A 22,918-nucleotide genomic window follows, 5' to 3' on the forward strand; every position below is an offset into this window, starting at 1 on the left:
GTCCCTTAGGCAAGGTCCGCCCGCGGGGCATCATCCAGGTGGTTCCACCACGTCAGCGGGGAGGTAACCACGAACCGCCTGCCGGTTACGGACCTGGGGACGATCCGCACAAAATGGTCCTTGGGTCCCGCCTGCCACGGAAAAAGAACCAGCCCCACGCCCCTCATCAGGTCCGGGGAAGGTTCCAGGACCACGGCGCGGCCCTTGACCTCCACGCTCCATGCCCGCCTCGGTTCGCCACCTGTACCGTCAGCTTCGAGGGCGACGGCGGCGTCCCCGGCCAGGGCGGCCAGTTTTGTTCCCTCGCCGGTGCGGAACACCAGGGCCCCATTGTCCACTTTGTAGTTGACCGGGAAGATTTCCGGATGCCCGTCCACCAGGACTGCCAGATGGCCCACCGACACTTCGCGCAGGAGGTCCCAGCAGGCATCGGCGCTGAGGACTTCCATCTCCGGAGCCGCTGAACTGTTGTGCATACAGCCGAACGTAGTGGCCGGGGCGCTGCGCCACTAGGGCATTACGACCCGGGCGCGGTGTGCTGCCGGGGTGCACCGGCACCTTACGGTCTTTGGGCCCTGTTGGTACCCCGGCCGGGCTTCTAGGATCTGGGCATGACCGACAAGAACATGGTGCCCGAAGCTGAAATCCTCGATACCGACGAATGCTGGCGCTTGCTGGAGAACACGAGCGTGGGCCGCCTCGCCGTGGTTGTTGATGGCCAGCCGGACGTCTTCCCAGTGAGCTTCAAGCCCGACGGCGGCGGCCTGCTGTTCCGCACCGGCAGCGGAACCAAGCTCGATGCCATGGAAGCGAACTCGTTGGTTGCCCTCGAAGCTGACAGCGTCAGCGGCGAGTTCGGGCTGGCATGGAGTGTTGTGGTCAAGGGCAAGGCAGTCCAGGACGATGCCCCGGGTGGGTCGCTCAACGACACCCGCCGCGGGCTATTTCCGTGGCAGGGTGTGGGCCAGGAGCACCTGATCCGCATCGTTCCCCAGTCGGTGACCGGCAGGAAGTTCACCCTGTCCGCAACAGGCACCTGGCGGACGGCGCTGGACGACGCCACCCGGGCAGGGCTCGAATAGCCGCATGCGCCTGGCGGCCCTTGCGTGGTCACAGCTTTAGGGGCCTAAGGCCCTGACGGGCCCGGCAGCGTACGCGGCACCATGGTGCCATGAACAGCTCCAGCACCAACGGCGACGCCGGCCTGCCGCCCCGGAGAGTGCACCTCGCAGAGCAGCCGGTCGCCGTCGTCCGTGAACAGGTCCGCATGGATGCGCTCCCGGCGTTCTTCGGCCGGGCCTTCGGCACCGTCCTGGCGGCAGCGCAGCGGCAGGGAGCCACCCCGGCCGGGCCGCCTTTCGCGCGCTACCACGGCATGCCCGGCGAAACCGTGGACGTGGAGGCCGGGTTCCCCATCACCGGCACGTTCACCACGGCCGATGGCGTCTTGGCCGGAACGTTGCCTGAGACCGATGCCCTGGAAGCGATCCACACGGGCCCCTATGACACCCTCCGGCAAACCTACGGAGCCATCCATCAGCAGATGCAGGCGGACGGGCTCACCCCGTCCGACAGCATGTGGGAGTACTACCTCAGCGACCCGGAGAAGGAACCGGACCCGGACACGTGGGAGACCAGGATCATTTGGCCTGTTGCCGACCGGACAGGCTAGCTGCCATGCCCCGCATCCCATCAGCTGCCGTGAACCACCGCGCCGCAGGCACCGGCCGGGAGTGGAAACCCCTGTTCGTCTGCGCAGGGGTGGCGGCAATCCTCTACGTGGTCCTGCTGATCACGGCACTGGTCCTGGACTTCGCCGCGCCGCCCCCGGTGGATGGCGGCGCCGAAACGCTGGAGTTCATTGCCGGGCACAAGGCGGCCTATGTTGCCGAGCAGATCCTGTGGATCCTGCCGAACATCCTCGCCGTACTGGTCTTCGCCGCGCTCTTCGTGGCCGTACTCCCCACGCAGAAAAGCCTCAGCGTGGTGGCGCTGGCGGCCGGCGCCCTTCCGTGGGCGCTGTTCCTGGCCGTTCCGGTCAGCAGCCGCGGCTCACTCAACCTGGTCTACCACAGTGACCGCTACATGGCCGCGTCCACAGCTGAGGGCCGGAGGATGTTCGCCACCGCCGCTGAAGCCATCATTGCCGAAAACAACACCCCCGCACTCGTCGGTGCATTGTCGGCCGTGGGCATCCTCCTCATGGCCATCGCGATGGGCCGCTCGCCGTCCGGGCAGTTCCCCCGCTGGGTTGCGTGGTTGGGCATGGCCACCGGGGCGCTGGGCGTCGCCAGTGAAATCCTGCGCTACGCCGTGCCGGAATTCTATTGGGGTTACGGCATACTGCTGTGGGCGTGGTTTGTTGCCACCGGCATTGCGCTGATCCGGATGCCGGTCCCCGCCGAACAGCACCGCGCACCCGCGGAGCCCTAGGAGCGGACCCCGCCCTCCGGCGTCGTACCCCGCTGATTCAGGAGCGTCCGCAGCTCCTCCAGCAACTCAAGCTGCTGGCTGTTGATGGCCATCAGCCGGTCGATTTCCCCTTTCGACTGCATGTCCGTCTCAAGGTCGTGCCGTGCCATGGCTGCCGCAATCGCATCCTGCCGTTTGGCGGCAATGAGGAGGATGGCCCCCTGCAGGCCCGCCAGCATGGAGAGGAAGAGGTTCAGGAGGATATACGGGTACGGATCCCAGGCAGTGGCCGTCAGCAGATAGGTATTCACGGCAGCCCATGCCGCCATGAAGGCCATGAAGAGACCCACAAATGTCCAGCTGCCCATCCCGTTCCGGAGGACGTCCGCCGCCCGCTCGCCCCGGCTAAGGCCCTCTTTGTGCCGGGCGTGCCACGTAGTTCTGCGCTCGCTCATGAGCCAAGGGTATGCGGCCGCGGCAACAAATAGCCCGGCTTTTGGCGGCGACAGATCGCGCCCGGGACGCCGGTCCCCGGCCGAGCCTCCCCAGCGTCAGAAACTGGAAGAACTTCCGGAGCCCGAGAAGCTGCCGCCGCTGCTTCCGTAACCAGTGGTGGTGCTTCCGCCGCCGCCCCGCGCGGAGTTGACACTGTTGAGGCCGGTGTTGAGTCCCGAGCTGAAGGCCGCGACGTTGAAGAAGTGGTAGGACGGGTAGACGGTTCCCAGGATGCTGGGCTCATAGGTCCGGCGCTGGCTGCGCCCCAGGCCGTCCTGGGCAGCCTCCATCTGCTCGCGCATCAGTTTCGCTTCGCGTTCGTTCTTCGCGAAGCCGGCTATCACCGTTGCGGCGTGGTTCTCCAGGAGCCCCGCCAGCCTGCTGCGTGCCTCGTTGAGGCGGTCCAGCGCCGTTTCGGGGGTGATCCGTTCCTCGGCCAGTTCCGCGGTCCAACCCTCGATGTCCCGCAGGCTGTGGTCCCGGAAAGACCGCAGTGCCGCCGCGGTGGCCGAGTCCCCCTGCCCGTGGTGCTTGGTCAGCAGCTGCTCCAGCCCGGACAGGTCGCTGCGGAAGGGCGCGAGTTGCCGGTCCCAGGCGGCAGGCCAGGTGGCGGCCCGGTTGAGGAAGGCGTTCGTGTCCGCGATGACGTCATCGAGTGCATCGAGTTCGGTGGCGGCATCTGCGTATTCGCGGGTGATTTTGAGGTTCCCGCGCCGGCCCAGTGAGCGTTGGCTGAGCGCGTGCACCCTGTTGGAAAGATCGGTGGCCGCGGTGTACCGGTTCAGGAACGTGCGGTGCTTTTCCAGGACCTGGCTGCCGTAGCGGGAGGATTCCGGGATGGTGCCGGCGTTGAGCTCCGTGACGTCCAGGTCCATGCTGACGCTGGCGTAGCTCCGGTCTCCGCGTTCAATCTCTTTGCGGCTGGCGGACCTGGTCACAGTGCGCACGATCAGCCAGGCGCCGGCGCCGAGGGCGGCGATCCCGCCGGTGACCCAGGCTGTTATTAGGAAGGCAGCCGACTGGTACCACGGCTGGTTGATCAGCTGCGCGGCACGCCGGATCCCGGCGATGGTGCCGTCCGTCCACTGGGCGTCCCGGAACAGTTCCTTGGTGGCGTCCTGGATGTCGCTGCGCTGCTCGAGCGACACCTTGCGGTCTTCACCCATGTACGTCCCCACGTGGCGGCCCACGGGGTCCAGGGCAAAGATGAACAGCCCGTCCGCCCACTTCTGCCCGTCTGCGCTGATCCATTCCGGATGCTCGGAGCGGGCGAACCGCAGCACTTCCTCGTTGAGGTTGTCTTCGGCCCGCCCGTTGTAGGTGTAAAGCGCAACGGTGGTGGGCTCGTGGAAGTCAATTGATTCAACAGCCGGGACCAGGGTGTTCCGGTCAAGCACTCCGGCGGTGTCCTCAACCACCACGGATGACGGCGGAACCGCGAGCGCCGGGGCTGCGGTGCCGAGCATCAGCGCGGCCAGGAACAGCAGCAAGCCCGCCATCCTTGGCACGGCTTCCCGGCGCCGGGAAGTGTCGTTTATTGTCAGCGGCATCCGTGACCCCCATCGAAGTTGTCCTGGTCCATTCGTATCAGCGGGCAACACTCCTGACCAGCGGGAACAGAACTTCCGGGCGCTGGGTTCAAGGGTCACCCGGATCATCCCGCGATTCCAGGGTCCTTGGTCCCGCAGCATCGCCGGGGGTGCAGGACAGGGTCCGGGATCCCGGGTCCTAAGACCCTTTCCGCGGAAGAACCGGTCTTCCATGATTAAGGCCCGTGACGCGTCCTGTTCCGCAGGCAAGGAGGGGCGCGGCGCAGGCAGGCCGTGCATCGGCGCACCACCACGCGATTCGGTAACGCACCCAACAGCAAGGACCAGAGATGAAAGCGCTTGTCTACGGCGGCCCCGGAAAGAAGTCCTGGACGGAGGTACCGGATCCGGCCATCCGGAACCCCGGCGACGCGATTGTCAGGGTGGACACCACCACGATCTGCGGGACGGACCTCCATATCCTCAAGGGTGATGTGCCCGCTGTGCAGGAGGGCCGGATCCTTGGGCACGAAGGCGTCGGCACCATCACGGAGGTCGGTTCGTCCGTCACCAGCCTCAAGCCCGGGGACCGGGTGATCATCTCCTGCATCAAATCCTGCGGCCACTGCGCCAACTGCAAAACAGGCCTGTATTCGCACTGCCTCGGTGACGAGGGCGCCCCGGGCATCGGCTGGATCTTCGGCCACCTGATTGACGGGACGCAGGCGGAGTACGTCCGGGTGCCGTATGCGGAGAATTCGCTGCACCTGCTGCCGGCCGGGGTCAGCGATGAGCAGGCCGTCATGCTCTCGGACATCTTCCCCACGGGTTTCGAAATCGGTGTCCAGTACGGCCGGGTGAAGCCCGGCGATACCGTGGCTGTGGTGGGGGCAGGACCGGTGGGGCTGGCGGCAATTGCCACCGCCGGGCTTTACGGGGCCGCCGGCATCATCGCTGTGGACCTGGACCGGAACCGGCTGGAGCAATCCCGAAGCTTTGGTGCGACTCAGGTGGTGGTGTCCTCAGACGCCGACTGGAAGAGCCAGGTACTCGCGCACACGGACGGGCTGGGCGTGGACGTGGCCATCGAAGCCGTGGGGATTCCCGCCACGTTCGACATGTGCACCGAAATTGTCCGCCCGGGCGGCAACGTGGCCAACGTGGGCGTGCACGGCAAACCGGTGGAGCTGCACCTGGAACGGCTGTGGATCCAGAACATCAATATCAGCATGGGCCTCGTCAATGCCAACACCACCCCCATGCTCCTGCGGCTTGTGGCCCAGAAGAAGCTGCCTGCGGAGAAGTTTGCCACCCACCACTTCAGCTTCGACCAGTTCATGGACGCGTACGAAACGTTCAGCCGGGCGGCCGAGACACAGGCCCTGAAGGTGGTCATTACGCGTTGAAGTCCGCCGGACAGGACATGCAAGAAACGCCGCGGCCCGTGGGAACGGACCGCGGCGTTTCAGGGATGGCGGTGTTTAGTCCTGCCCGGGGCCGCGCGGTGTGGCCTGGTCCGGGGACTTGCCGTTGCCGGCTGAACCAACCGAGGTTGTGGCCGCCGCTGGCTGGCCGAATCCCTTCAGCATCTGGATGACGTCAAATCCAGTGGTGTCCTTGAGCAGCTGGGCGGTTTCGTGGACACCTGAGGAAACGTTCCTGCTCACCTGCCCGGCGCCGTCGTTCGAGATGACCGTCATGTTGCTGATGGCACCCATCGGGGCCGCGATTTCCTTGGCGATGGACGGCAGTACTTCCAGCAGCTTGTTCAGGATGGCTGCCTCGTTGAACTCGCTGTACGCCTTGGCCTGGGCTTCGATAGCCTCTGCCTCGGCCTTGCCCCGCAGCCCGATGACGTCTGCTTCGGCGATACCCTGCGATTTGGTGACTTCCGCCTCGGCCAGGCCACGGATCTTGTTGATCTCCGTTTCCGCGTTGCCCTTGGCGGTGTTGGCGGCAGCCAGCGCCTGGGCTTCCACCTCGTTGCCGGCGGCCCGCAGTTTCCGGGTCTCCAGCTCGGCGGCTGCCTCCACCTTGGTGGCTTCGGAGATCCGGGTACGGCGGGAAAGATCAGCTGCGGCTTCCGTTTCCACCTTGTACTTGGCGGCGTCGGCGGGCTTGCGGACCTCAATGTCGAGTTCCTTTTCACGGAGTTCCGCCTGGCGTGCCACCACCTGCTGGTTTTTCAGGATGATGGCTTCCTGCTGGTCAGCCTGGGCCAGCGGGCCGGCAGCGTCGGCCTCAGCCTGGCGGGCATCGGTTTCCTGCTTGAGTTCAGCGCGGCGGAGCGCCAGCTTCTGCTCAGCCTCAGCCGTCTTCTGGTCCGCAAGGGCTTTTGCCTCAGCAGCCTCGCGCTGTGAATTGGCCTCGGCGATGCTCGCGTTGCGGGCCACCAGCGCGGCTTCGGGACGCCCCAGGTTCTTCAGGTAGCCGCCGGTATCGTCCACGGACTTGATCTGGAACGTGTCGATCACCAGGCCCTGGTTGGTCATGGAGTGTTCAGCTTCCTCCTTGACCGAGGCCGCGAACTGCGCGCGGTCCTTGATGATCGCGTCAACGCTCAGAGTGCCAACGATCGAGCGCAGTGAGCCGGACAGCGTCTCCTGCGTGTAGTGGTCGATGGCGTCCTGCTGGTCCAGGAACCGCTGCGCGGCCTTGCGGACCGAGACCTTGTCGCCCCCGACCTTGACCTGGGCAACACCTGTCAGCTTGAGCTGGATGCCGTTGTTGGAAATCGCCTCGATGGTCACCTCAACCTGGCGTGAGGACAGCGAGATGTGGCTGACGCGCTCGGTGATGGGATTGACGAACGCCCTGTTGTTGATGATGACCCTCGACTGGTCATCGGAGGTTTCGTTCGTGGTGTTCGGATCGCTCTTGCCGGTAATCAGCATCGCCTCGTTGGGCTTCGCGAACCGGATGCTCTTGGTATAGAAAATGAATCCCGCGATGAGCAGCAGCACCACTGCTGCTCCGGCGATCAAAACGATCACCATGGTTCCCCCAATAATCATTTCTCCCCTTATTCACATGTTGAATTTCTCCAGTCACTTTACGTGCCAAAGCCTGCGGAGTGAATCCTGCCGGTGTGGCGGCCGGTAGAGTCCTGCGCTTCAGAGCCGCCGACCAGGACGTACGACGGCGGGCGGGCTAGCGGATGCCAGCAGTACGCAGGGTCCGCGCCAGTTCCGCGGCCGCAGATTGCAGGGTCGCCACCGTCCCGACGAGGACGTCGTCGGTGGCCAGTTCGACAGGAATCGAACAGCTCATCGCATCCGTTCCCGGAATGCGGTACGGGACCACGACGCTGACGCAGCAGAGCCCCACGGTATTCTGCTCCCATTCCACCGCGTGCCCTGTCTTCCGGAATTCGGCCAGTTCAGTTTGCAGGGCATCGAAGCCAGTCACTGTCTTGGGCGTCAATTGCGTGTAAGGGCCCGGTCCAAGCCGCTGCAGCACCTCATCGTCGGTGTACTCCGAGAGAATCGCCTTGCCCAGCGCCGTCACCTGTGCAGGCAGCTTGCGGCCAACGCGCGACGAGAGCCGGCGGCGGTCCACCGCCTGGCGCGTCGCCAGGTAGATAACGTCGGAGCGGTCCAGCCGGGCATAGTGCGTGGTGAAGCTGGTTGCATTGCGCACTTTTTCGAGAATGCCGGAGACGTGCTCCATGACGGGATCCCGGTCAAGGTAGGCCGTGCCGCATAGCAGCGCGTGCGTGCCGATCCGGTAGGCGCCTTCCGGGGTCTGCTCGATCCAGTTCAGTTCAAGCAGCGTCAGCAGGAGCCAGTGCAGGCTGGAGCGGGGGTACCCCGTCAGCTTGAAGATCTCCGCCGTGGTCAGCGGCTGTGGAGCTGCCGCCACGAGTTCGAGGATCGCTATGGTCCGCTCCGCGGACTTGACCAGTTTCACGTCCCCGGCCGTTCCGTTGGCGGAACCGGACGGTGCTTCCAGCGGTGACATCACTACTTCCCCTTCCGCCACAGCCCCGGCGCGCGGCGGTTCACTTCGCGGCCAGGTGCGGGTAGTTATCCATGCCTACTTTATGGCCATCAGTGGCCCAGAAGCCGCCAAGCAGGCCCGCCCACGTGTCACCGGCCGCAGCATCCACCTCACCGGCGAAAGCCTCCGCATCGTCGCGGGGCTCGAACCCGATGGCCCGGCCGGCGGCAAGACTGGCCCAGCCGCGGGTATTGGCGGATACGGCCCACACCACGTGGTGGCCGGGAGCGCCACGGTCATTCAACGTGGCTTCCACCAGGCGGTACGAGTCAGCCGGGGACAACCAGGAGCCCAGGGTCCTGAGGTTGCCCGGACGGTCACCGCCGGTGCCGATCCTGGCGCTGACCACCTTCATGCCGTATTTGTCCGCATACAGGCTGCCGAGCGCCTCCACCGCCGCTTTGCTGACGCCATAGTAGGTGTCGGGGCGCGGGATCAGGACCGTGTCATTCGCCGCATCGGCCGTCGGATGGAAGCCCACGGCGTGGGTGGAACTCGCCAGCAGGACGCGTTCGACGCCGTTGAGCCGCGCCGCCTCCAGGGTCACCTGGGTGCCGGTGATGTTCGTCGCCACCAGTTCAGCCCATTCCTTCTCCCGGTGCAGCCCGCCGAGGTGGATCACGGCAGAGACGCCGGCCAGCGCAGCACGCATAAAGTCAGGATCGGCCACCGAGCCCACGTAAACAGTCTCGCTGGGTGCGGGATCCGCGGCCTCCGCCAGGTCCAGCAGGCGGACCGTATGGCCGGCTTCCACCAGGTAGGGCCGCAGCAGTGTTGCCATCATTCCGGCCCCGCCGGTGAGGGCGATGATCTGGGGTTTGGGTGCTGCGGGCAAGATTCCTCCGACGGTTGACAGCCTGTGAGTGTGATCATACTCTCATGAAGTACGTTTCACAGGATAACAGTAATTTACATATGTAAAAAGGAGAATCAGAGTGGATTCGAAGAAGATCACCCGCTCCCGGGCCGCTGTGGCACTAAGCATCGCCACTGCCGCCGTCCTCACGGGCTGCGGTGTAGGCTCGTCCGCTCCGGCAGCAACAGATGACGGCCAGCCCATCGAGGTCTGGGCCCGCGCGGGCACCGACGCCGCCACCACGTATGCCGCCCTTTTCAAGGACTTCACCGCCAAGACCGGCGTGCAGGTCAACTTCCAGGGCGTCCCGGACCTTGACCAGCAGCTCCAGACCCGCGCCGCGTCCAAGAAGCTCCCGGACATCGTCATCAACGACTCCGCCGCACTGGGCAACTACACCGCCCAGGGCTACCTGAAGACGCTGGACAAGTCCTCCGTGGAGGGCAATGACAAAATTGCCGACTCCCTGTGGGACGAGGCAAAGGGCCTCGATGGCGCAACCTACGGCGTTCCCTTCTCCCGCCAGACGATGATCACCATGATCCGCAAGGACTGGCGCGAAAAGCTGGGCCTGCCGGTCCCCAAGACCCAGGAAGACCTCGCTGCCCTGGCGGAAGCCTTCGCCACCCAGGATCCTGACGGCAACGGCCAGGCCGATACCTACGGCATGACCGTCCCCGGTTCCACCGAACGCGGCTACCTTGGCTGGTGGGCCTCCTCCTACATCTGGCAGGACGGTGGTTCCTACCTCAAGGACGAGGGTGACGGAAAATACTCCGCCACGGCCTCCAGCGCCGAGGCCCAAAAGGGTGTCACCTGGGTCAAGCAGCAGTTCTGCACCGCAGGGAACGTCCAGCCAGGCGCCCTGACGGCAGCCACCAGCGTGGCGTCGCCCTTCTTCCAGACCGGCAAAACCGGCATCATCCTCACCGGGCCCTACAACTTCTCATCGTTCGATACCGCCCTGGGCAAGGACACGTACGAAGTCATCGAGGCCCCCAAGGGCTCCGTCGACAACACCGTCCTGGCTGAAGGCGAAAACATCTACGTCACGGCCAGCAACGGCAAGCCGGAGCAGACCAAGCAGGTCATCAACTACCTGGTCTCCACGGACGGCCAGAAGGCCGGCATGACGGCCGGCAAGCAGCCGATCGTCCGCGTACCGGTCAACGCCGACGTCGACGCTGCCGCCGTCTACAACGATCCCCGCTGGGGGGTGGTGCAGGACGCCCTGAAGAACTCCTCCAAGGCGTTCCCGTCCGCCATCAACTTCGTTCCCGTCAAGCAGGCAGTGGCCGAGTCGCTGAACAAAATCGTCTCGGACTGCGGCTCGGACAACATAGCCTCCGGCCTGAAGGACCTCGATACCGCCATCAATGACGAGCTGACGAAGCAGAACGCCAAGTCATGACCGTCACGCCAACCAAGCCGGCACAAACGCGGGCAGCCGCCAAGGGCGGCAAACAGCTGCCCGAACGCCGGCGGCAGGTCAACGGAAAGCAGATGCTGGCGATTTGGCTGTTCCTGCTGCCGGCAGCTGTCCTGGGCCTTTACTTCAAGTTCATCCCCATGTTCGAGGGGGTGCGGCTGAGCCTGTTCAAGGTCCAGCCGTTCCTGGGCGACGTTTTTGTTGGCTTCGACAACTACGTCAACGTCCTCACCGATGCCCGGTTTATGGATGCCCTGGGGCACACTGTGGTCCTGGGCCTTGCCCAGACCCTCGGCGCCCTGGTGGTGGGCTTCGGCCTGGCCCTTCTGCTGGAGGGCCAGGCAAGGTCTCTGTGGGTCCTGCGCACCGCCATCTTCCTCCCGGTGGTCACCGCGCTCGCCGTGGTCGGTGAGATCTGGCGGATCCTTTACTTCCCCACTGCCGACGGACCCCTGAACACCATCCTTGGCTGGGTGGGCCTGGAACCGCTGCAGTTCCTCAACGGCACGGACACCGCACTCTGGTCCATCGCCGTCGTCGGCATCTGGAGTGGAGCGCCGTACAACATGGTGATCATCCTGGCCGGTCTGACCGGAATCGACCGGACACTCTACGAATCGGCAGGCGTGGACGGCGCCACCATCTGGCAGCGGCTGCGCTACATCACCTTGCCGGCGCTGCGGCCCTCGATCGTGATTGTGCTGACCCTGGCCGCCATCCGCAGCCTGCGCAGCTTCACCGAGGTCTATGTGCTGACCGGCGGTGGACCGGCCGGATCCACCGAAGTCTGGATGACCCGGATGTACTCGCTTGGTTTCCAGCGCAATGACATCGGGGTGGCTTCCGCCGCGGCGGTCCTGCTGCTGGTGGTCACCCTTCTGCTCACGGTGGGCACCCAACTCCTGGCACGAAGGAAGGCACACCGATGAGCCAGACCGGCACACAAACCCGTACTGCTCCGCAGGGCCGGCGGCCGTCGTCGGCCTCGCGCTTCGACTCAGCCCTGGGCTGGTCCCCCGGCTTCGGCACTAACATGGTGCTGCGCATCCTGCTCTGCATCCTGGTGTTTTGCATCTTCGCCCTGCCGTTCGCCGCGATCATCTCCGGCGCGTTTGACAGGAACAGCAGCCCCACGGAAATCACGCTGCTGCCCAAGACCTTCACCACGGCCAACTTCGAAGCCGCAGCGCAGCAGGGCCTGTGGGGCTACCTCCTCAATTCACTGGTGGTTGCCGGCGGCGGGTTGCTCCTGCAGATGACAGTCTCCGTGTTTGCCGCATACAGCCTGAGCCGGCGGAAGTTCCGCGGCCAGGCCCTGGTGATGCTCCTGGTCCTGCTGACCATGATGCTGCCGGAGGAAGTCATCGGCATTCCCCTCTCGCTGGTCCTCGGGGATCTGCCGTTGCTGGGTATCAGCCTGCGCGGAACTGTCCTGGCCGTCATCCTGCCGGTGGGCATCTGGGGTTTCTCCATCTTCATCATGAGCGAATTCATGAAGGAGATCCCGGCGGAAATCGAGGAAGCCGCACGCCTGGACGGTGTGGGCGAATTCCGGATGCTGTTCACCATCATCCTGCCTCTGTGCAAGCCGGCCCTTGGCGTCATAGGGATCTTCGGCTTCATGATGGTGTGGGACCAGTACCTGCTCCCCCTCATCGCCGCCAACGATCCGAGCGATTACACCCTGACCGTTGCCCTCTCCGTGCTCCGCAACGACACCACCGTTGGTCCCGGCGTCCTGCTGGCCGGCGCCGTGATGGCTATGGTCCCCAGCCTGCTGGTGTACCTCTTCCTGCAGCGCTCCATGATCCGCGGCATCACCTCGGGCGCCACCAAAGGCTAGGTCCGGCCCGGCCGTTTCGCACCTCCCACGAAAGTAGTTCCATGAAAACCAGCACCACCCTGCCCGCCGCGCCCACCCCCACCGCGGCGGACCTGAAAATCACCGAGATCACCATTACGCCCATTGCATTTTCCGACCCGCCACTGCTGAACGCCGTGGGAGTGCACGAACCGCTGGTCCACCGGGTGATCATCGAGGTCAGGACCGCCAACGGCCTGCTGGGCCTGGGCGAATGCGCCGGCGGCCAGAGCCGGCTGGAAAACCTTGCCGTTGGCGCCAACGCCATCAAAGGCCTGGGCGTGTTTGACACCTCCGTGATGGAACAGCTGATCACCGGGGCGCTGGACCCCAGTCTCTCCTCCTTCGAAAAGGCTGCCGTCTTCTCGGCCTTCGAGGTGGCGGCGCTGGACATCCAGGGCCACGCCACGGGCAGGACCGTCAGCGAACTGCTGGGCGGAACCGTCCGGGACGAAGTTCCCTTCAGCGCCTATCTGTTCTACAAATGGGCGGAGCACCCCGCCCTGGATGGCAAGCCTGCCATCACCGATGAGTGGGGCGAGGCCCTGGACCCTGCGGGCCTTGTCCGCCAGGCGCAGAAAATGATCGGCGAATACGGGTTCAAGTCCATCAAGCTCAAGGGCGGCGTATTTCCGCCCGCGCAGGAAATCGAAGCCATCAAAGCCCTGCGGGAAGCGTTCCCGAAGCTGCCGCTGCGGCTGGACCCTAACACGGCCTGGACCGTGGAAACGTCGCAATGGGTGGCCCGCGAAACCGATGGACTGCTTGAATACCTGGAGGACCCCACGCCCGGGCTGGAGGGCATGGGCGAGGTGGCGGCCGCCGCTTCCATGCCGCTGGCCACCAACATGTGCGTGGTGGCGTTCGACCACATCAAGCGCAGTGTGGAGCTGGATTCCGTTCAGGTTATCCTGGGCGACCACCACTACTGGGGCGGCCTCCGGCACACCCGCGAGCTGGGAACCCTCTGCCAGACCTTCGGCATAGGATTGTCCATGCACTCCAACTCACACCTGGGCATCAGCCTGGCAGCAATGGTCCACGTTGCCGCCGCTACCCCGGCCTTGACCTACGCCTGCGATACCCACTACCCGTGGAACGGGCACAACGACGTGGTCAAGCCGGGCGCCCTCCGCTTTGTTGACGGCAGCGTGCGCGTTCCCACCGGCACTGGCCTGGGCGTTGAGCTGGACCGGGACAAACTGGCCGAGCTGCACCAGCAGTACCTTGATGCGAAAATGACGGCCAGGGACGATACCGGCTACATGCAGCGGTTCATGCCCGAATACACGGCGGATCTGCCCCGGTGGTAGCCCCGCAGGCCATCGGCTACCTCTATCCCTGGGATGTCCTGGGGGATCCGGCCGCGCCGGCATGGCTGGGCACTGCCGGAGTGGACCGGGTGGCGTTGGCTGCGGCCTACCATTCGGTCCGGGCCGGCACCCCCCGCCATCCGGACCGGCGCGTGGTGGATGCCCGAACCGCGGCGCTGTACGTGCCGGCCGGAGCCGCGTTTGCAGACCAGGCGTTGGTTCCCGCCTCTGCCAAAGGGTGGACGGGAACGGCGAACTCCTTTGCCGGCGCGGCCGCCGTGGTCCGCGGCCTGGGCCTGCCGGTGGACGCCTGGACAGTCCTGACGCACTCAAGCGCAGCGGGAGGCAACAACCCAGATCTGTGCGTCCGCAACGCCTTTGGCGAGGTGTACCGCTATGCCCTCTGCCCGTCGCAGCCGCAGGTCCGGACGTACGCGGCCGCCCTGGTGGCACAGGTACTGGCGGAGGGACAGCCGGACGGCCTGGTCCTGGAGGCCATCGGTCCGCTGGGTTTCGGCCACCAAAACCAACATGAAAAAACCGAAGGCGCGGAATACTCCCCGCGGGTCCAAGCGCTCCTTTCGCTGTGTTTCTGCACTGCCTGCATTGCCGCCTGCGAAGCCCGCGGTTTGCCGGTGCAGGAGTACCGGAGCCAGGTCCGCAGCGCCGTCCTGTTGGCGGAAGATCATACCGAGACGCCTGAAACGGCGCCTGGAGCGGCCGATTTCCTCCCGCTGTTGGACATCCGCTGGGATGCGGCAGCTGCATTGCTGGATGAGTGCCTCGCAGCCATCGACGCGTCCGGTGCCGCTCCACGGATTTCCTTACATGCATCGCCGGACCCCTGGTCCACGGGCCCCTTTGTCGCCACGGCTTCCTTGCGCCGCAGCAAACTGTGGCCGCTGATGGACCAGGTGACCGCCGTCGTCGCCTGCTGGGGAGAATCGGACCAGGGTGTCGCCGCGGTCCGGGCACTCAAGGCCGCCGCGCCGCAGGCCCGCGTAGGCGCGTACGTGCTGGCCCTGCCGCCCAAACGTGCCGACGCCGGCCACCTCGCCGCTGAATGGGAGAGCCTTGCGGAAGCCGGAGCCGACGAACTCCACGTCTACCACCTGGGGCTGGCCTCGACCCGCCGGCTTGGCGCCATCGGCGGGGCGGTCACGATGCTGCGCGATGACGGGGCACTGCGGCAACGCGACGTTCGGTAGGTTGGTGCCATACGTCAGGGCCAGTTTTTATCGAGGCATGGGAGAACAAGTGAAAGCGATCGTGTACGAAGAGACCGGTGCGTCGTCGGTACTGCAACTTCAGGACAAAGCAAAGAGCGATCCGGGTCCCGGCGAGGTCCGCGTCCGGCTGGCTGTATCCGGGGTAAATCCCACGGACTGGAAGTCCCGTGCAGGCAGCGGGCAGGGCAGCACGAAGCTGAAGGCGCCAAAGGTTCCGAACCAGGACGGCGCCGGAATTGTCGATGCCGTAGGCCCCGGGGTGTCAGGCTTCAGCGCCGGCGACCGCGTCTGGCTCTGGGACGTGGCCTGGGGCGGCGACGAAGGTACGGCCCAGGAGTATGCCGTTGTTCCGTCGGTGAAGGTGGTGGCCCTTCCCGATGATGAGTCCTTTGATACCGGGGCCTCCCTGGGCATACCGGCCCTGACCGCGCACAGGGCCTTGACCTCCAGTGAACACGGGCCTGACCGGCTCTCCCCCGGATCGTTGACCGGCCAGACCGTTCTCGTCACTGGCGGCGCAGGAGCCGTAAGCCACGCCGCAATCCAGCTGGCCCGCTGGGCCGGAGCCACCGTCATCACCACCGTCAGCGACGACCGGAAGGCCGGCCTCGCCCGCCTCGCAGGGGCTCACCAGGTCCTCAACTACCGCACCGAAGACGTTGTTGCCGCCGTCAACGCCGCAGTCCCGGCGGGCGTGGACACCATCGTGGACGTCAACGCTCCCGCCAACCTGGAGTCCGACGTCCGGATCCTCAAGCCTGGCGGAACCATCGCTATTTATGCAGCGAACCCCGGGGAATCGGTGACCGTCCCCGTCCGGGAAAGCATGGGCAAGAACATCCGCTACCAGTTCATCCTGACCTATACCGTCACTGACGGGCAGAAGGAGCACGCGGTGGAGTCGGTAGCCGAGGCGCTGGCGGCAGGCGCGCTTCGCGTCGGTGAGGACCATGGGCTGCCCCTGACCCGTTTCCCGCTTGCCGAAACGGCATCGGCGCACGACGCCGTCGAACAAGGGACCATCGGAAAGGTGCTCATCGACGTCGCCCCGCTCCCCTAAGGACGATTCCGCGCAGGCCCGGCGTGCCAAATCTCACATTCACGGCCACGCCGGGCCGCCGGGCACCCCCGTGCAGGGGCCGCGGCTAACGTGGACGGGTGCGAATCCATGACGTGTCCAGCCCGCGATCCACCGCCCGCGTCCGCCTTGGATTCTGCTTCATGGTGGCGCTGCTCCTGGTGGTTGCGGGCCGGGTGTTCGTGGTCCAGGGATTCGATCCAGAGAGTTATGCGTCCAAGGCTGCGGACCGGCGGACCCAGGTATCCGCGCTCGCCTCCGAACGCGGCGCCATCCTGGACATGAACGGCACCGTCCTGGCCCAGAGCACCGTCCGCTACGACATCGTGGGCACACCGAAAGTCAACAGCACCACCGAGACTTTCCGCCAGGTAGACGATTCCGGCACCGTCCAGACGGTCACACGCGACCAGGGCCTCCTGGAACTCGCCAACCTCCTGGAGATGCCTGAGCCCGAAGTCCGTGAGCTCATGACCGGCGACGCCCTGTTCACCTATCTTGCCAAAGCCGTGGACCCCGGCGTCGAACGTGCAGTCGTGGACCTGGGAGTTCCGGGAGTGGAGTCGAGGCCGGTCAAAAAGCGCGCCTACCCCCAAGGGGCGGTGGCCGGCAGCATTGTTGGATTCACCAATGACCAAGGCGGCGCCGCAGGCCTCGAACTGACCCTGGACGAACAACTGACAGGCCGCGACGGGGAACGGACCTACCAGACCGGCGCCGACGGGATCATCATCCCCACCGCTCCGCTGGAGGTGGTGCCGGCCACCAACGGCCAGTCGGTCAGGCTCACCATCGACACCGATCTGCAGTACGCGGCGCAGGAAGCGCTGGAAGCCCAGGCAGGCAAACTCAGCGCCGACTGGGCGAACCTGATTGTCGTCGAAGCCAAGACCGGAAAGATCCGCGCATTGGCGGAAACAAATTCCGTGGACCCCAACGACCCCGGAGCCACCGCACCGGAGGATCGCGGAGCGCGGTCCGTGCAGGCTGCCATTGAGCCGGGGTCAACGGAAAAGGCCATCACTGCAGCGGCCGCCATCGAAGAAGGACTCGTCAGCCCCGGCTCCCGCCTCGTCATTCCGTCCGGGTACACGGTGAACGGGCAGTTCTTCAAGGACTCCTTCGAGCACGGCACCGAGCAGCGGACCTTCGCGGGCGTCATCGGTTCCTCCATGAACACGGGCACCGTCATGGTCGGCCAGGACCTGAGCCGGGAACAGCGCTATGACTACCTCCGAAAATTCGGCATCGGCTCCAGCACCGGAATTCCCCTCCCCGGCGAATCCGCCGGGCTCCTGGCCAAGCCGGACCAGTGGGACGGCCGGCAGGAATTCGCCGTTCTCTTCGGCCAGGGCGTATCCCAGACTCCCCTGCAGACCACCATGGCGTTCCAGGCAATCGCCAACGACGGTGTCCTCCTCAAGCCGCGGCTGATCGAGTCCTACCTCGACCCGGACGGCACCGAACACCCGGTAGAAGCTGAACCCGGCAGCAGGGCGGTCAGCGAATCGACGGCGAGGCAGACACGCGACATCCTCGAGAGTGTGGTCACCGCTGGCGGCGCCAAAGACATCAAGGTCCCCGGATACCGGGTTGGCGGCAAGACCGGCACCGCTGAAGCGGTGGCCGATTCGGGCAAGGGCCTGGACGGGTATACCGCTTCGTTCGTCGGCATGGCACCGATGGATGACCCGCAGTACGTCGTCATGGTCAACGTCCAGCGGCCGGCCGGAAACATCTACGGAATTTCAACCGCGCCGGTCTTCAACAACATCATGACCAGGGTCCTCAGCAAGTTCGACGTCGCCCCGTCCAGGACGCCGTCAGTCAGCCTGCCCCAGAAGTTCTGAGACACGCGCCCCCGGGTTGGGCGCGGCAGTCTGGTTAGGCTGGGTGGATGGCAACAGTAATCCTCGTGCGGCACGGCCGCACCACCGCTAATGCGTCCGGGATCCTGGCCGGCCGGGCCGCCGGCGTGGGCCTGGACCAGACCGGACTTGAGCAGGCGGCTTTCGCCGGAGACCGCCTTGCCGTGCTGCCCCTGGCGGGCGTGGTGTCCAGTCCCCTTGAGCGTTGCCGGGAAACCGCACGGCTCATCCTCGACCGGCAGGCAGGCAGCCCTGCCGCTCCCGTCGAGTCCGACCTCACGGAATGTGATTACGGGCAGTGGCAGGGCCGCAAGCTCAGTGACCTCGCCACCGAAGACCTGTGGGGTGCGGTGCAGTCACAGCCGTCCACAGTCGTTTTCCCGGGCGGTGAATCGATGGCCGCGATGCAGGCCCGGTCAGTGGCGGCAATCCGGCGCCATGACGCGGCATTCGAAGCCGGTCACGGTCCGGGAGCCGTATGGGTGGCCGTGAGCCACGGCGACGTCATCAAATCAATCCTGGCCGACGCGCTTGGGATGCATCTGGACCTCTTCCAGCGCATCAACGTGGGTCCGGCCTCCATCTCGATAGTGCATTACGGTCCCGCCCGGCCAAGCGTCTACGCCACCAACACCGACGCAGGGGATCTTGCGTGGCTCACCCACGGCATCACATCCGGCGATGCGCCGGTGGGCGGCGGCGCGGGACAGGCTGCCACCTAGGCCCGTGTGCCTAAAATACTGATATGCCCACACTTGTTCACGAATTTGCCTGGCCTGACCGGGTCGTCATCGGCACCATCGGCGTTCCGGGGGCACGCACGTTCTATCTGCAGGTCCGTACGGGTAAGCAGATTGTCAGTATCGCGTTGGAAAAGCAGCAGTCAGCCGAGCTGGCTGAAAAGATCGACGACATCCTCGATCAGCTCGGCACCATCGAGGGAAATCCGTTCAGCGTTCCTGCGGGCACGCCCGTGGAACTGGTGGACAATGACCAGCTCGAGACGGTCGAGGAGCAGTTCCGGACGGGTGCCATGAGCCTGGGCTGGGACCCGGCAACAGCGCAGATCGTCATTGAGGCCTACCCCATCATTGAAATCGATGCTGATGCGGGCGAAATACCCGATGTCGATGACGCGGAGTTCCCCGAGATGCTGCTGGTACGGATGCCGGTTGGCACGGCGCGGGCTTTCGCCAAGCGCACGCGGGAGATCGTGGGCGCCGGACGCCCTGCCTGCCCGCTGTGCGGCTATCCTGTAGACCCCGAAGGGCACGTCTGCACCCTGCCCGAGGCCTGATGCCCGTCGACCTGCCGACCGGAGAGCTGACCCTCACCGGGCGGATCACGACGGCGTCGAATGCCACCTTCGTGGGGAGCATCGGCGACACCACTGTTGTCTACAAGCCGATTGCCGGGGAGAAACCGTTGTGGGATTTTCCCGACGGTTTCCTCGCCCACAGGGAGGTTGCCGCCTACCTGGTCTCGGAGGCACTTGGCTGGAACGTCGTGCCACGTACCTGGCTGCGGGACGGTCCGCTGGGCGAAGGAATGGTGCAGCTGTGGCAGGAGCCGGATCCCGACCAGAAAGCGGTGGACATCTTCTCTCCGGACGACGCGCCCCAGACCGGTTGGCGCCACGTTCTTGAAGGCGAGGATGAGACCGGCCGGACAGTTGCCCTCCTCCACGAGGACTCTGTGGCGCTGAGGCGCATGGCCGTGTTCGACGTCGTGGTGAATAACGCTGACCGCAAGGGCGGCCACATCCTCGCCATGGCGGGCGGGCACCGGCACGGTGTGGACCACGGGCTGACCTTTCACACGGACCACAAGTTGCGCACGGTGTTGTGGGGCTGGCTGGGCGATGACCTGAGCAGCGAGGAACTCAAGGGCATTGAGCGGGTCAGCGAGGGCCTGGACGGGGACCTGGGCCGGGACCTCGCGAACCTGCTCAGCGACGAGGAGATCGCATCGCTTGCCGTGCGCTGTGCCCGGTTACGCTCTGCGGGCCGGTTCCCGGCTCCAAGGGGCGGCATGCCTGCAGTCCCGTGGCCGCTGTTCTGAGGCAGTTGGAATGCGATGACGCTCGGCCTCGCCCGCGCCGGTGCCAGCGTCGTCATCTCGGCGGCGCGGGAGGCGGACGAGATCCGCAAGGTCGCCGATGAGATCAACGTGATGCTCGGCACTCCCCGGGTGCTGGCGCTGCAAGCGGACGTGACCCGGGAAGCCGAGTGCCGGCGCTTGGTCGACGAGGCACTCGCTGCCTTTGGCGGGCTTCACATCCTGGTCAATAACGCCGGCCGCGGCATGAAATACGTGAGCCCCTGCTGCCCGGCGGCGCGACGGACACGGGCATGATCCCCGACGGCGTATCCGAGGCTGTGCTCCGCCAACTGCTTCGGCCCGAAGTGACGGTCGAGCCGCTGCTTTGGCTGGCCTCGGTTGACTCCGCAGAGATCACGGGCACCCGTCTGGATGCAGCGCGGTGGGACGAGACCCTTACGCCCGAACGGGCAGCCGCAGCCGCCCTCGAGCACGCTGGCTGGGCCAACCAGGCTCCGCACTGACGGAGTCACAGCTGCCCTGACTGACGTTGTCTGGATGGACGGGAGCCTGCGCCGGAACGGAGTTCGCGAAGGCGTCGCTAGATCACTTCGAGCACGCGTTTGCGAGTGGGCGGCGGATGGGCGCGATCCAAGTCAGCCAGGTCGCCGGGCGTGAGACGGACGTCGAGTGCGTCCCGGCATTCCTGGACATGGTTCGGGCTTGAGGCTTTTGGAATTGCCAGGACGTGCGGCTGCCTGAGCACCCAGGCGAGGGCGATCTGCGCGGGGCTGGCACCGTGTTCCGTTGCGATGCGGACCAGCACGGGATCGTCCAATACTCCGCCCTGCTCGAGTGGCGAGTACGCCATCACAGGGATGCCCCGCTCAGTGCACCACGGCAACAGATCGAACTCGATACCCCGGCGGGTGAGGTTGTACACCACCTGGTCAGTTGCGAGCTTCTGTCCGCCGGGCAATCGCATGAGGTCTTCCAGATTCGTGACGTCGAGGTTGCTGACTCCCCAATGCCGGATTTTTCCAGCGCGCTGCAGGTTTTCGAAGGCTTCGAGCGTTTCTGCCACCGGAACCGCGCCCTGCCAATGCAGTAGATACAGGTCGATGCTGTCCGTTCCGAGGCGACGCAGACTGCCCTCGCAAGCGGCGACGGTTCCGTGCAGCGTGGCGTGATGCGGCAGGACCTTGGTGACCAGGAACACTTCGTCGCGGCGTGTTGCCAGCGCCCTGCCAACGAGTTCCTCGGCGGCGCCGTCGCCATACATCTCAGCGGTATCGACCACGGACATCCCATGATCCAGGGCCATGTGTATCGCGGCGGTCTCGCGCGCGGCGTTGCCGCTGCGCTCACCCATTCCCCAGGTTCCGATTCCGAGCACCGGGACCGCTTCACCGGACGGAAGAAGTAACTCGCGCATCGTAGCTCCCGTCAGAAGTGCCCGTTCCCGGCCTGGGATTCGCCGCGTTCGTTCAACCTACTCCCCCGGAGCAGGACAGGACAGATCTCCAGGTGCGCGCCCCCGCTTACCGCAGCGTCTGCACGCATGTCCGGGCTGCGCGGCGGGAAACCTTTCCAGTTCCACGGAGTCCGGGGAACTGGAACTGGAACTTGCCGGCGTCCTGCCTGTCGCGCGGAAGGGCGCTGGATGGCCTCAAGTCAGGTGGGCGTCAAGGGGTGCCGCGAATCCCGGGCCCCCGTCCATGCTGCGGCGCTCGTCTTGGGGGAAGAGCCGCGCAAGGATCCGGTCAGAGTCCTCCTGTGCAGCGACGTCAAAGGCTCCGCCGGTGACCAGCAACTCGTCAGCTCCGGAGGTCGCAAGCAGGTGCTGGACTTGAGTCCGAACCTCGGAGGCCGTCCCGTACAGCGATGTGGACAGGCTGCTTTCGACCGCTTCCTTTTCCCGGAGAGTCAGCCCCGCCCACTCGGTTGGACCCACGGGCGCGAGGGCCGCGAATTCGCCGGTGGTCCTGGAGCGGGCCAGCGCGACGGCTTCGGGCAGAAGCAGTTCCCTCGCCGCCTGGCGGGTGCCGGCGACTGCTACGTTGGCGGAAACCAGGACATAGGGCAGGTCGAACCAGCGTGATGGACGGAACTGTGAGCGATACCTTTCCAGCGCCGGGAGTGTGCCGTTCTGATCAGTCCGGAAAACAGCCGGCCCGCCCAGCACCAAAGCGAGGCCGGCACGGGCTGCAATATCGGCTCCCGAACGGGTGGCCAGCACGAATACCGGTGTAGCCGAATCGTTCCGCGGCCGGGCAGTGATTGACGCGGTTCCGGACAGGTACGCAAGCAGTTGGGCCAGCTGGTCTTCGAACTGCTCCGCGTCCTGTTTCCCGGCGCGCAGCGCATTTCGGATTGCCGGGGTGAAACCGACAGAGCGGCCCACGCCCAAATCGATCCGCCCCGGATGCAGGGCCTCCAGCGTGGCCGCCTGTTCGGCAATCACGAGTGGTTGATGGTTGGGAAGCATGATGCCTCCTGAACCGACCCGGATGGAGTGCGTCCGGGCAGCAACGGCTGCCATCAGCACGGCCGGAACGGAACCGGCGATGCCTGGCACCGCGTGGTGCTCTGCGACCCAGAAGCGGTGGTAACCCCACTCCTCGGCCCGCTGGGCCCGTTCCACCACCAGGTTCAGGGCGTCGGCAGCAGGAAACCCGTTCCGGGCGTTGGCACGGTCGAGAATGGAAATCCGGGGAGGGGGAAAGGCCATACTGCTGGAACCACTCGGGGCGGGGAAGAATTCCGCTCCGTACGAAAGTTCGGAGTCCGGGTCCTGGGCCCGCAAGCC

General features: G+C 65.6%; 24 protein-coding genes. 16 read left to right on the forward strand and 8 right to left on the reverse strand.

Going from position 1 to position 22,918, the window contains the following annotated elements; genetic code table 11:
* Positions 1 to 5 precede the first annotated feature (5 nt).
* The gene (locus BLT71_RS12205; RefSeq protein WP_091720628.1) at positions 6 to 476 is read right to left on the reverse strand and encodes a pyridoxamine 5'-phosphate oxidase family protein; all 471 of its coding nucleotides are present in this window, start codon (positions 474 to 476) and stop codon (positions 6 to 8) included.
* Between the two features lie 135 nt (positions 477 to 611).
* Here BLT71_RS12205 and BLT71_RS12210 point away from each other — a divergent pair, with 135 nt between their 5' ends.
* The 3 genes from BLT71_RS12210 (at position 612) to BLT71_RS12220 (ending at position 2,433) form a co-directional block, all read left to right on the forward strand.
* Positions 612 to 1,082 (forward strand): pyridoxamine 5'-phosphate oxidase family protein, encoded by a 471-nt coding sequence (locus BLT71_RS12210; protein WP_091720630.1) that lies wholly within the window; start codon positions 612 to 614, stop codon positions 1,080 to 1,082.
* A gap of 89 nt (positions 1,083 to 1,171) precedes the next feature.
* Positions 1,172 to 1,672 carry a GyrI-like domain-containing protein gene (locus BLT71_RS12215; protein ID WP_091720632.1) on the forward strand — a complete coding sequence of 167 codons (501 nt, stop codon included), beginning with the start codon at positions 1,172 to 1,174 and terminating at the stop codon, positions 1,670 to 1,672.
* A 5-nt stretch (positions 1,673 to 1,677) separates the two neighbouring features.
* A complete protein-coding gene (locus BLT71_RS12220; RefSeq protein WP_091720634.1) occupies positions 1,678 to 2,433 on the forward strand; it encodes a DUF4386 family protein in 756 nt (251 codons plus the stop codon).
* Here BLT71_RS12220 and BLT71_RS12225 read toward each other — a convergent pair.
* Both BLT71_RS12225 and BLT71_RS12230 read right to left on the reverse strand, forming a co-directional pair.
* Positions 2,430 to 2,867 (reverse strand): DUF1003 domain-containing protein, encoded by a 438-nt coding sequence (locus BLT71_RS12225; protein WP_172829966.1) that lies wholly within the window; start codon positions 2,865 to 2,867, stop codon positions 2,430 to 2,432. The two genes, BLT71_RS12220 and BLT71_RS12225, sit on opposite strands and share 4 nt — an antisense overlap.
* Before the next feature lie 96 nt (positions 2,868 to 2,963).
* Entirely contained in the window at positions 2,964 to 4,457 is a 1,494-nt protein-coding gene (locus BLT71_RS12230) for a DUF5129 domain-containing protein (RefSeq protein ID WP_091720639.1), read from the reverse strand.
* A gap of 329 nt (positions 4,458 to 4,786) precedes the next feature.
* Here BLT71_RS12230 and BLT71_RS12235 point away from each other — a divergent pair, with 329 nt between their 5' ends.
* Positions 4,787 to 5,842 (forward strand): zinc-dependent alcohol dehydrogenase family protein, encoded by a 1,056-nt coding sequence (locus BLT71_RS12235; RefSeq protein ID WP_091720642.1) that lies wholly within the window; start codon positions 4,787 to 4,789, stop codon positions 5,840 to 5,842.
* A 75-nt stretch (positions 5,843 to 5,917) separates the two neighbouring features.
* On the opposite strand, the gene BLT71_RS12240 is transcribed toward BLT71_RS12235, so the two are convergent.
* The 3 genes from BLT71_RS12240 to BLT71_RS12250 all read right to left on the reverse strand — a co-directional run bounded on the left by BLT71_RS12240 (position 5,918) and on the right by BLT71_RS12250 (position 9,270).
* The gene (locus BLT71_RS12240; protein ID WP_231994287.1) at positions 5,918 to 7,432 is read right to left on the reverse strand and encodes a flotillin family protein; all 1,515 of its coding nucleotides are present in this window, start codon (positions 7,430 to 7,432) and stop codon (positions 5,918 to 5,920) included.
* Between the two features lie 154 nt (positions 7,433 to 7,586).
* Complete coding sequence (locus tag BLT71_RS12245) at positions 7,587 to 8,396, reverse strand: IclR family transcriptional regulator (protein WP_091720646.1); 810 nt, start codon at positions 8,394 to 8,396, stop codon at positions 7,587 to 7,589.
* 40 nt (positions 8,397 to 8,436) lie between these two features.
* Positions 8,437 to 9,270, reverse strand: coding sequence for an NAD-dependent epimerase/dehydratase family protein (locus tag BLT71_RS12250; protein WP_091720648.1), 834 nt, complete (start codon positions 9,268 to 9,270; stop codon positions 8,437 to 8,439).
* A gap of 100 nt (positions 9,271 to 9,370) precedes the next feature.
* On the opposite strand from BLT71_RS12250, the gene BLT71_RS12255 reads away from it, so the two are divergent.
* The 12 genes from BLT71_RS12255 (at position 9,371) to BLT71_RS12310 (ending at position 20,633) form a co-directional block, all read left to right on the forward strand.
* Entirely contained in the window at positions 9,371 to 10,702 is a 1,332-nt protein-coding gene (locus BLT71_RS12255) for an ABC transporter substrate-binding protein (RefSeq protein WP_091720651.1), read from the forward strand.
* Positions 10,699 to 11,649 (forward strand): carbohydrate ABC transporter permease, encoded by a 951-nt coding sequence (locus BLT71_RS12260; RefSeq protein WP_091720653.1) that lies wholly within the window; start codon positions 10,699 to 10,701, stop codon positions 11,647 to 11,649. The genes BLT71_RS12255 and BLT71_RS12260 overlap by 4 nt, the downstream gene beginning before the upstream one ends.
* Positions 11,646 to 12,563 (forward strand): carbohydrate ABC transporter permease, encoded by a 918-nt coding sequence (locus tag BLT71_RS12265; protein ID WP_091720656.1) that lies wholly within the window; start codon positions 11,646 to 11,648, stop codon positions 12,561 to 12,563. Before BLT71_RS12260 ends, BLT71_RS12265 begins: the two co-directional genes overlap by 4 nt.
* 41 nt (positions 12,564 to 12,604) lie before the next feature.
* Positions 12,605 to 13,894 (forward strand): glucarate dehydratase family protein, encoded by a 1,290-nt coding sequence (locus tag BLT71_RS12270; protein ID WP_091720659.1) that lies wholly within the window; start codon positions 12,605 to 12,607, stop codon positions 13,892 to 13,894.
* On the forward strand, positions 13,888 to 15,102 hold the full coding sequence (locus BLT71_RS12275; RefSeq protein WP_091720661.1) for a hypothetical protein: 1,215 nt from the start codon (positions 13,888 to 13,890) through the stop codon (positions 15,100 to 15,102). The genes BLT71_RS12270 and BLT71_RS12275 overlap by 7 nt, the downstream gene beginning before the upstream one ends.
* Before the next feature lie 49 nt (positions 15,103 to 15,151).
* Positions 15,152 to 16,183, forward strand: coding sequence for an NADPH:quinone reductase (locus tag BLT71_RS12280; RefSeq protein ID WP_091720664.1), 1,032 nt, complete (start codon positions 15,152 to 15,154; stop codon positions 16,181 to 16,183).
* Between the two features lie 161 nt (positions 16,184 to 16,344).
* The gene (locus BLT71_RS12285; RefSeq protein ID WP_231994550.1) at positions 16,345 to 18,051 is read left to right on the forward strand and encodes a peptidoglycan D,D-transpeptidase FtsI family protein; all 1,707 of its coding nucleotides are present in this window, start codon (positions 16,345 to 16,347) and stop codon (positions 18,049 to 18,051) included.
* A gap of 47 nt (positions 18,052 to 18,098) precedes the next feature.
* Complete coding sequence (locus BLT71_RS12290; RefSeq protein WP_091720669.1) at positions 18,099 to 18,791, forward strand: histidine phosphatase family protein; 693 nt, start codon at positions 18,099 to 18,101, stop codon at positions 18,789 to 18,791.
* Positions 18,792 to 18,814: 23 nt separating this feature from the next.
* Entirely contained in the window at positions 18,815 to 19,366 is a 552-nt protein-coding gene (locus tag BLT71_RS12295; protein ID WP_091720672.1) for a DUF3090 domain-containing protein, read from the forward strand.
* Entirely contained in the window at positions 19,366 to 20,130 is a 765-nt protein-coding gene (locus BLT71_RS12300) for an SCO1664 family protein (protein WP_091720674.1), read from the forward strand. The genes BLT71_RS12295 and BLT71_RS12300 overlap by 1 nt, the downstream gene beginning before the upstream one ends.
* 15 nt (positions 20,131 to 20,145) lie before the next feature.
* Positions 20,146 to 20,424 (forward strand): SDR family NAD(P)-dependent oxidoreductase, encoded by a 279-nt coding sequence (locus BLT71_RS12305; RefSeq protein ID WP_091720677.1) that lies wholly within the window; start codon positions 20,146 to 20,148, stop codon positions 20,422 to 20,424.
* The gene (locus tag BLT71_RS12310; RefSeq protein ID WP_091720680.1) at positions 20,421 to 20,633 is read left to right on the forward strand and encodes a hypothetical protein; all 213 of its coding nucleotides are present in this window, start codon (positions 20,421 to 20,423) and stop codon (positions 20,631 to 20,633) included. Before BLT71_RS12305 ends, BLT71_RS12310 begins: the two co-directional genes overlap by 4 nt.
* Positions 20,634 to 20,710: 77 nt before the next feature.
* On the opposite strand, the gene BLT71_RS12315 is transcribed toward BLT71_RS12310, so the two are convergent.
* Together BLT71_RS12315 and BLT71_RS12320 are read right to left on the reverse strand one after the other, a co-directional pair.
* Positions 20,711 to 21,544, reverse strand: a complete 834-nt coding sequence (locus BLT71_RS12315) for an aldo/keto reductase (protein ID WP_091720682.1) — start codon at positions 21,542 to 21,544, stop codon at positions 20,711 to 20,713.
* A 234-nt stretch (positions 21,545 to 21,778) separates the two neighbouring features.
* Positions 21,779 to 22,840 carry an MsnO8 family LLM class oxidoreductase gene (locus BLT71_RS12320; RefSeq protein WP_091720685.1) on the reverse strand — a complete coding sequence of 354 codons (1,062 nt, stop codon included), beginning with the start codon at positions 22,838 to 22,840 and terminating at the stop codon, positions 21,779 to 21,781.
* Between the last annotated feature and the right edge of the window lie 78 nt (positions 22,841 to 22,918).

Source organism: Pseudarthrobacter equi (assembly GCF_900105535.1).
Classification (GTDB): Bacteria; Actinomycetota; Actinomycetes; order Actinomycetales; family Micrococcaceae; genus Arthrobacter; species Arthrobacter equi.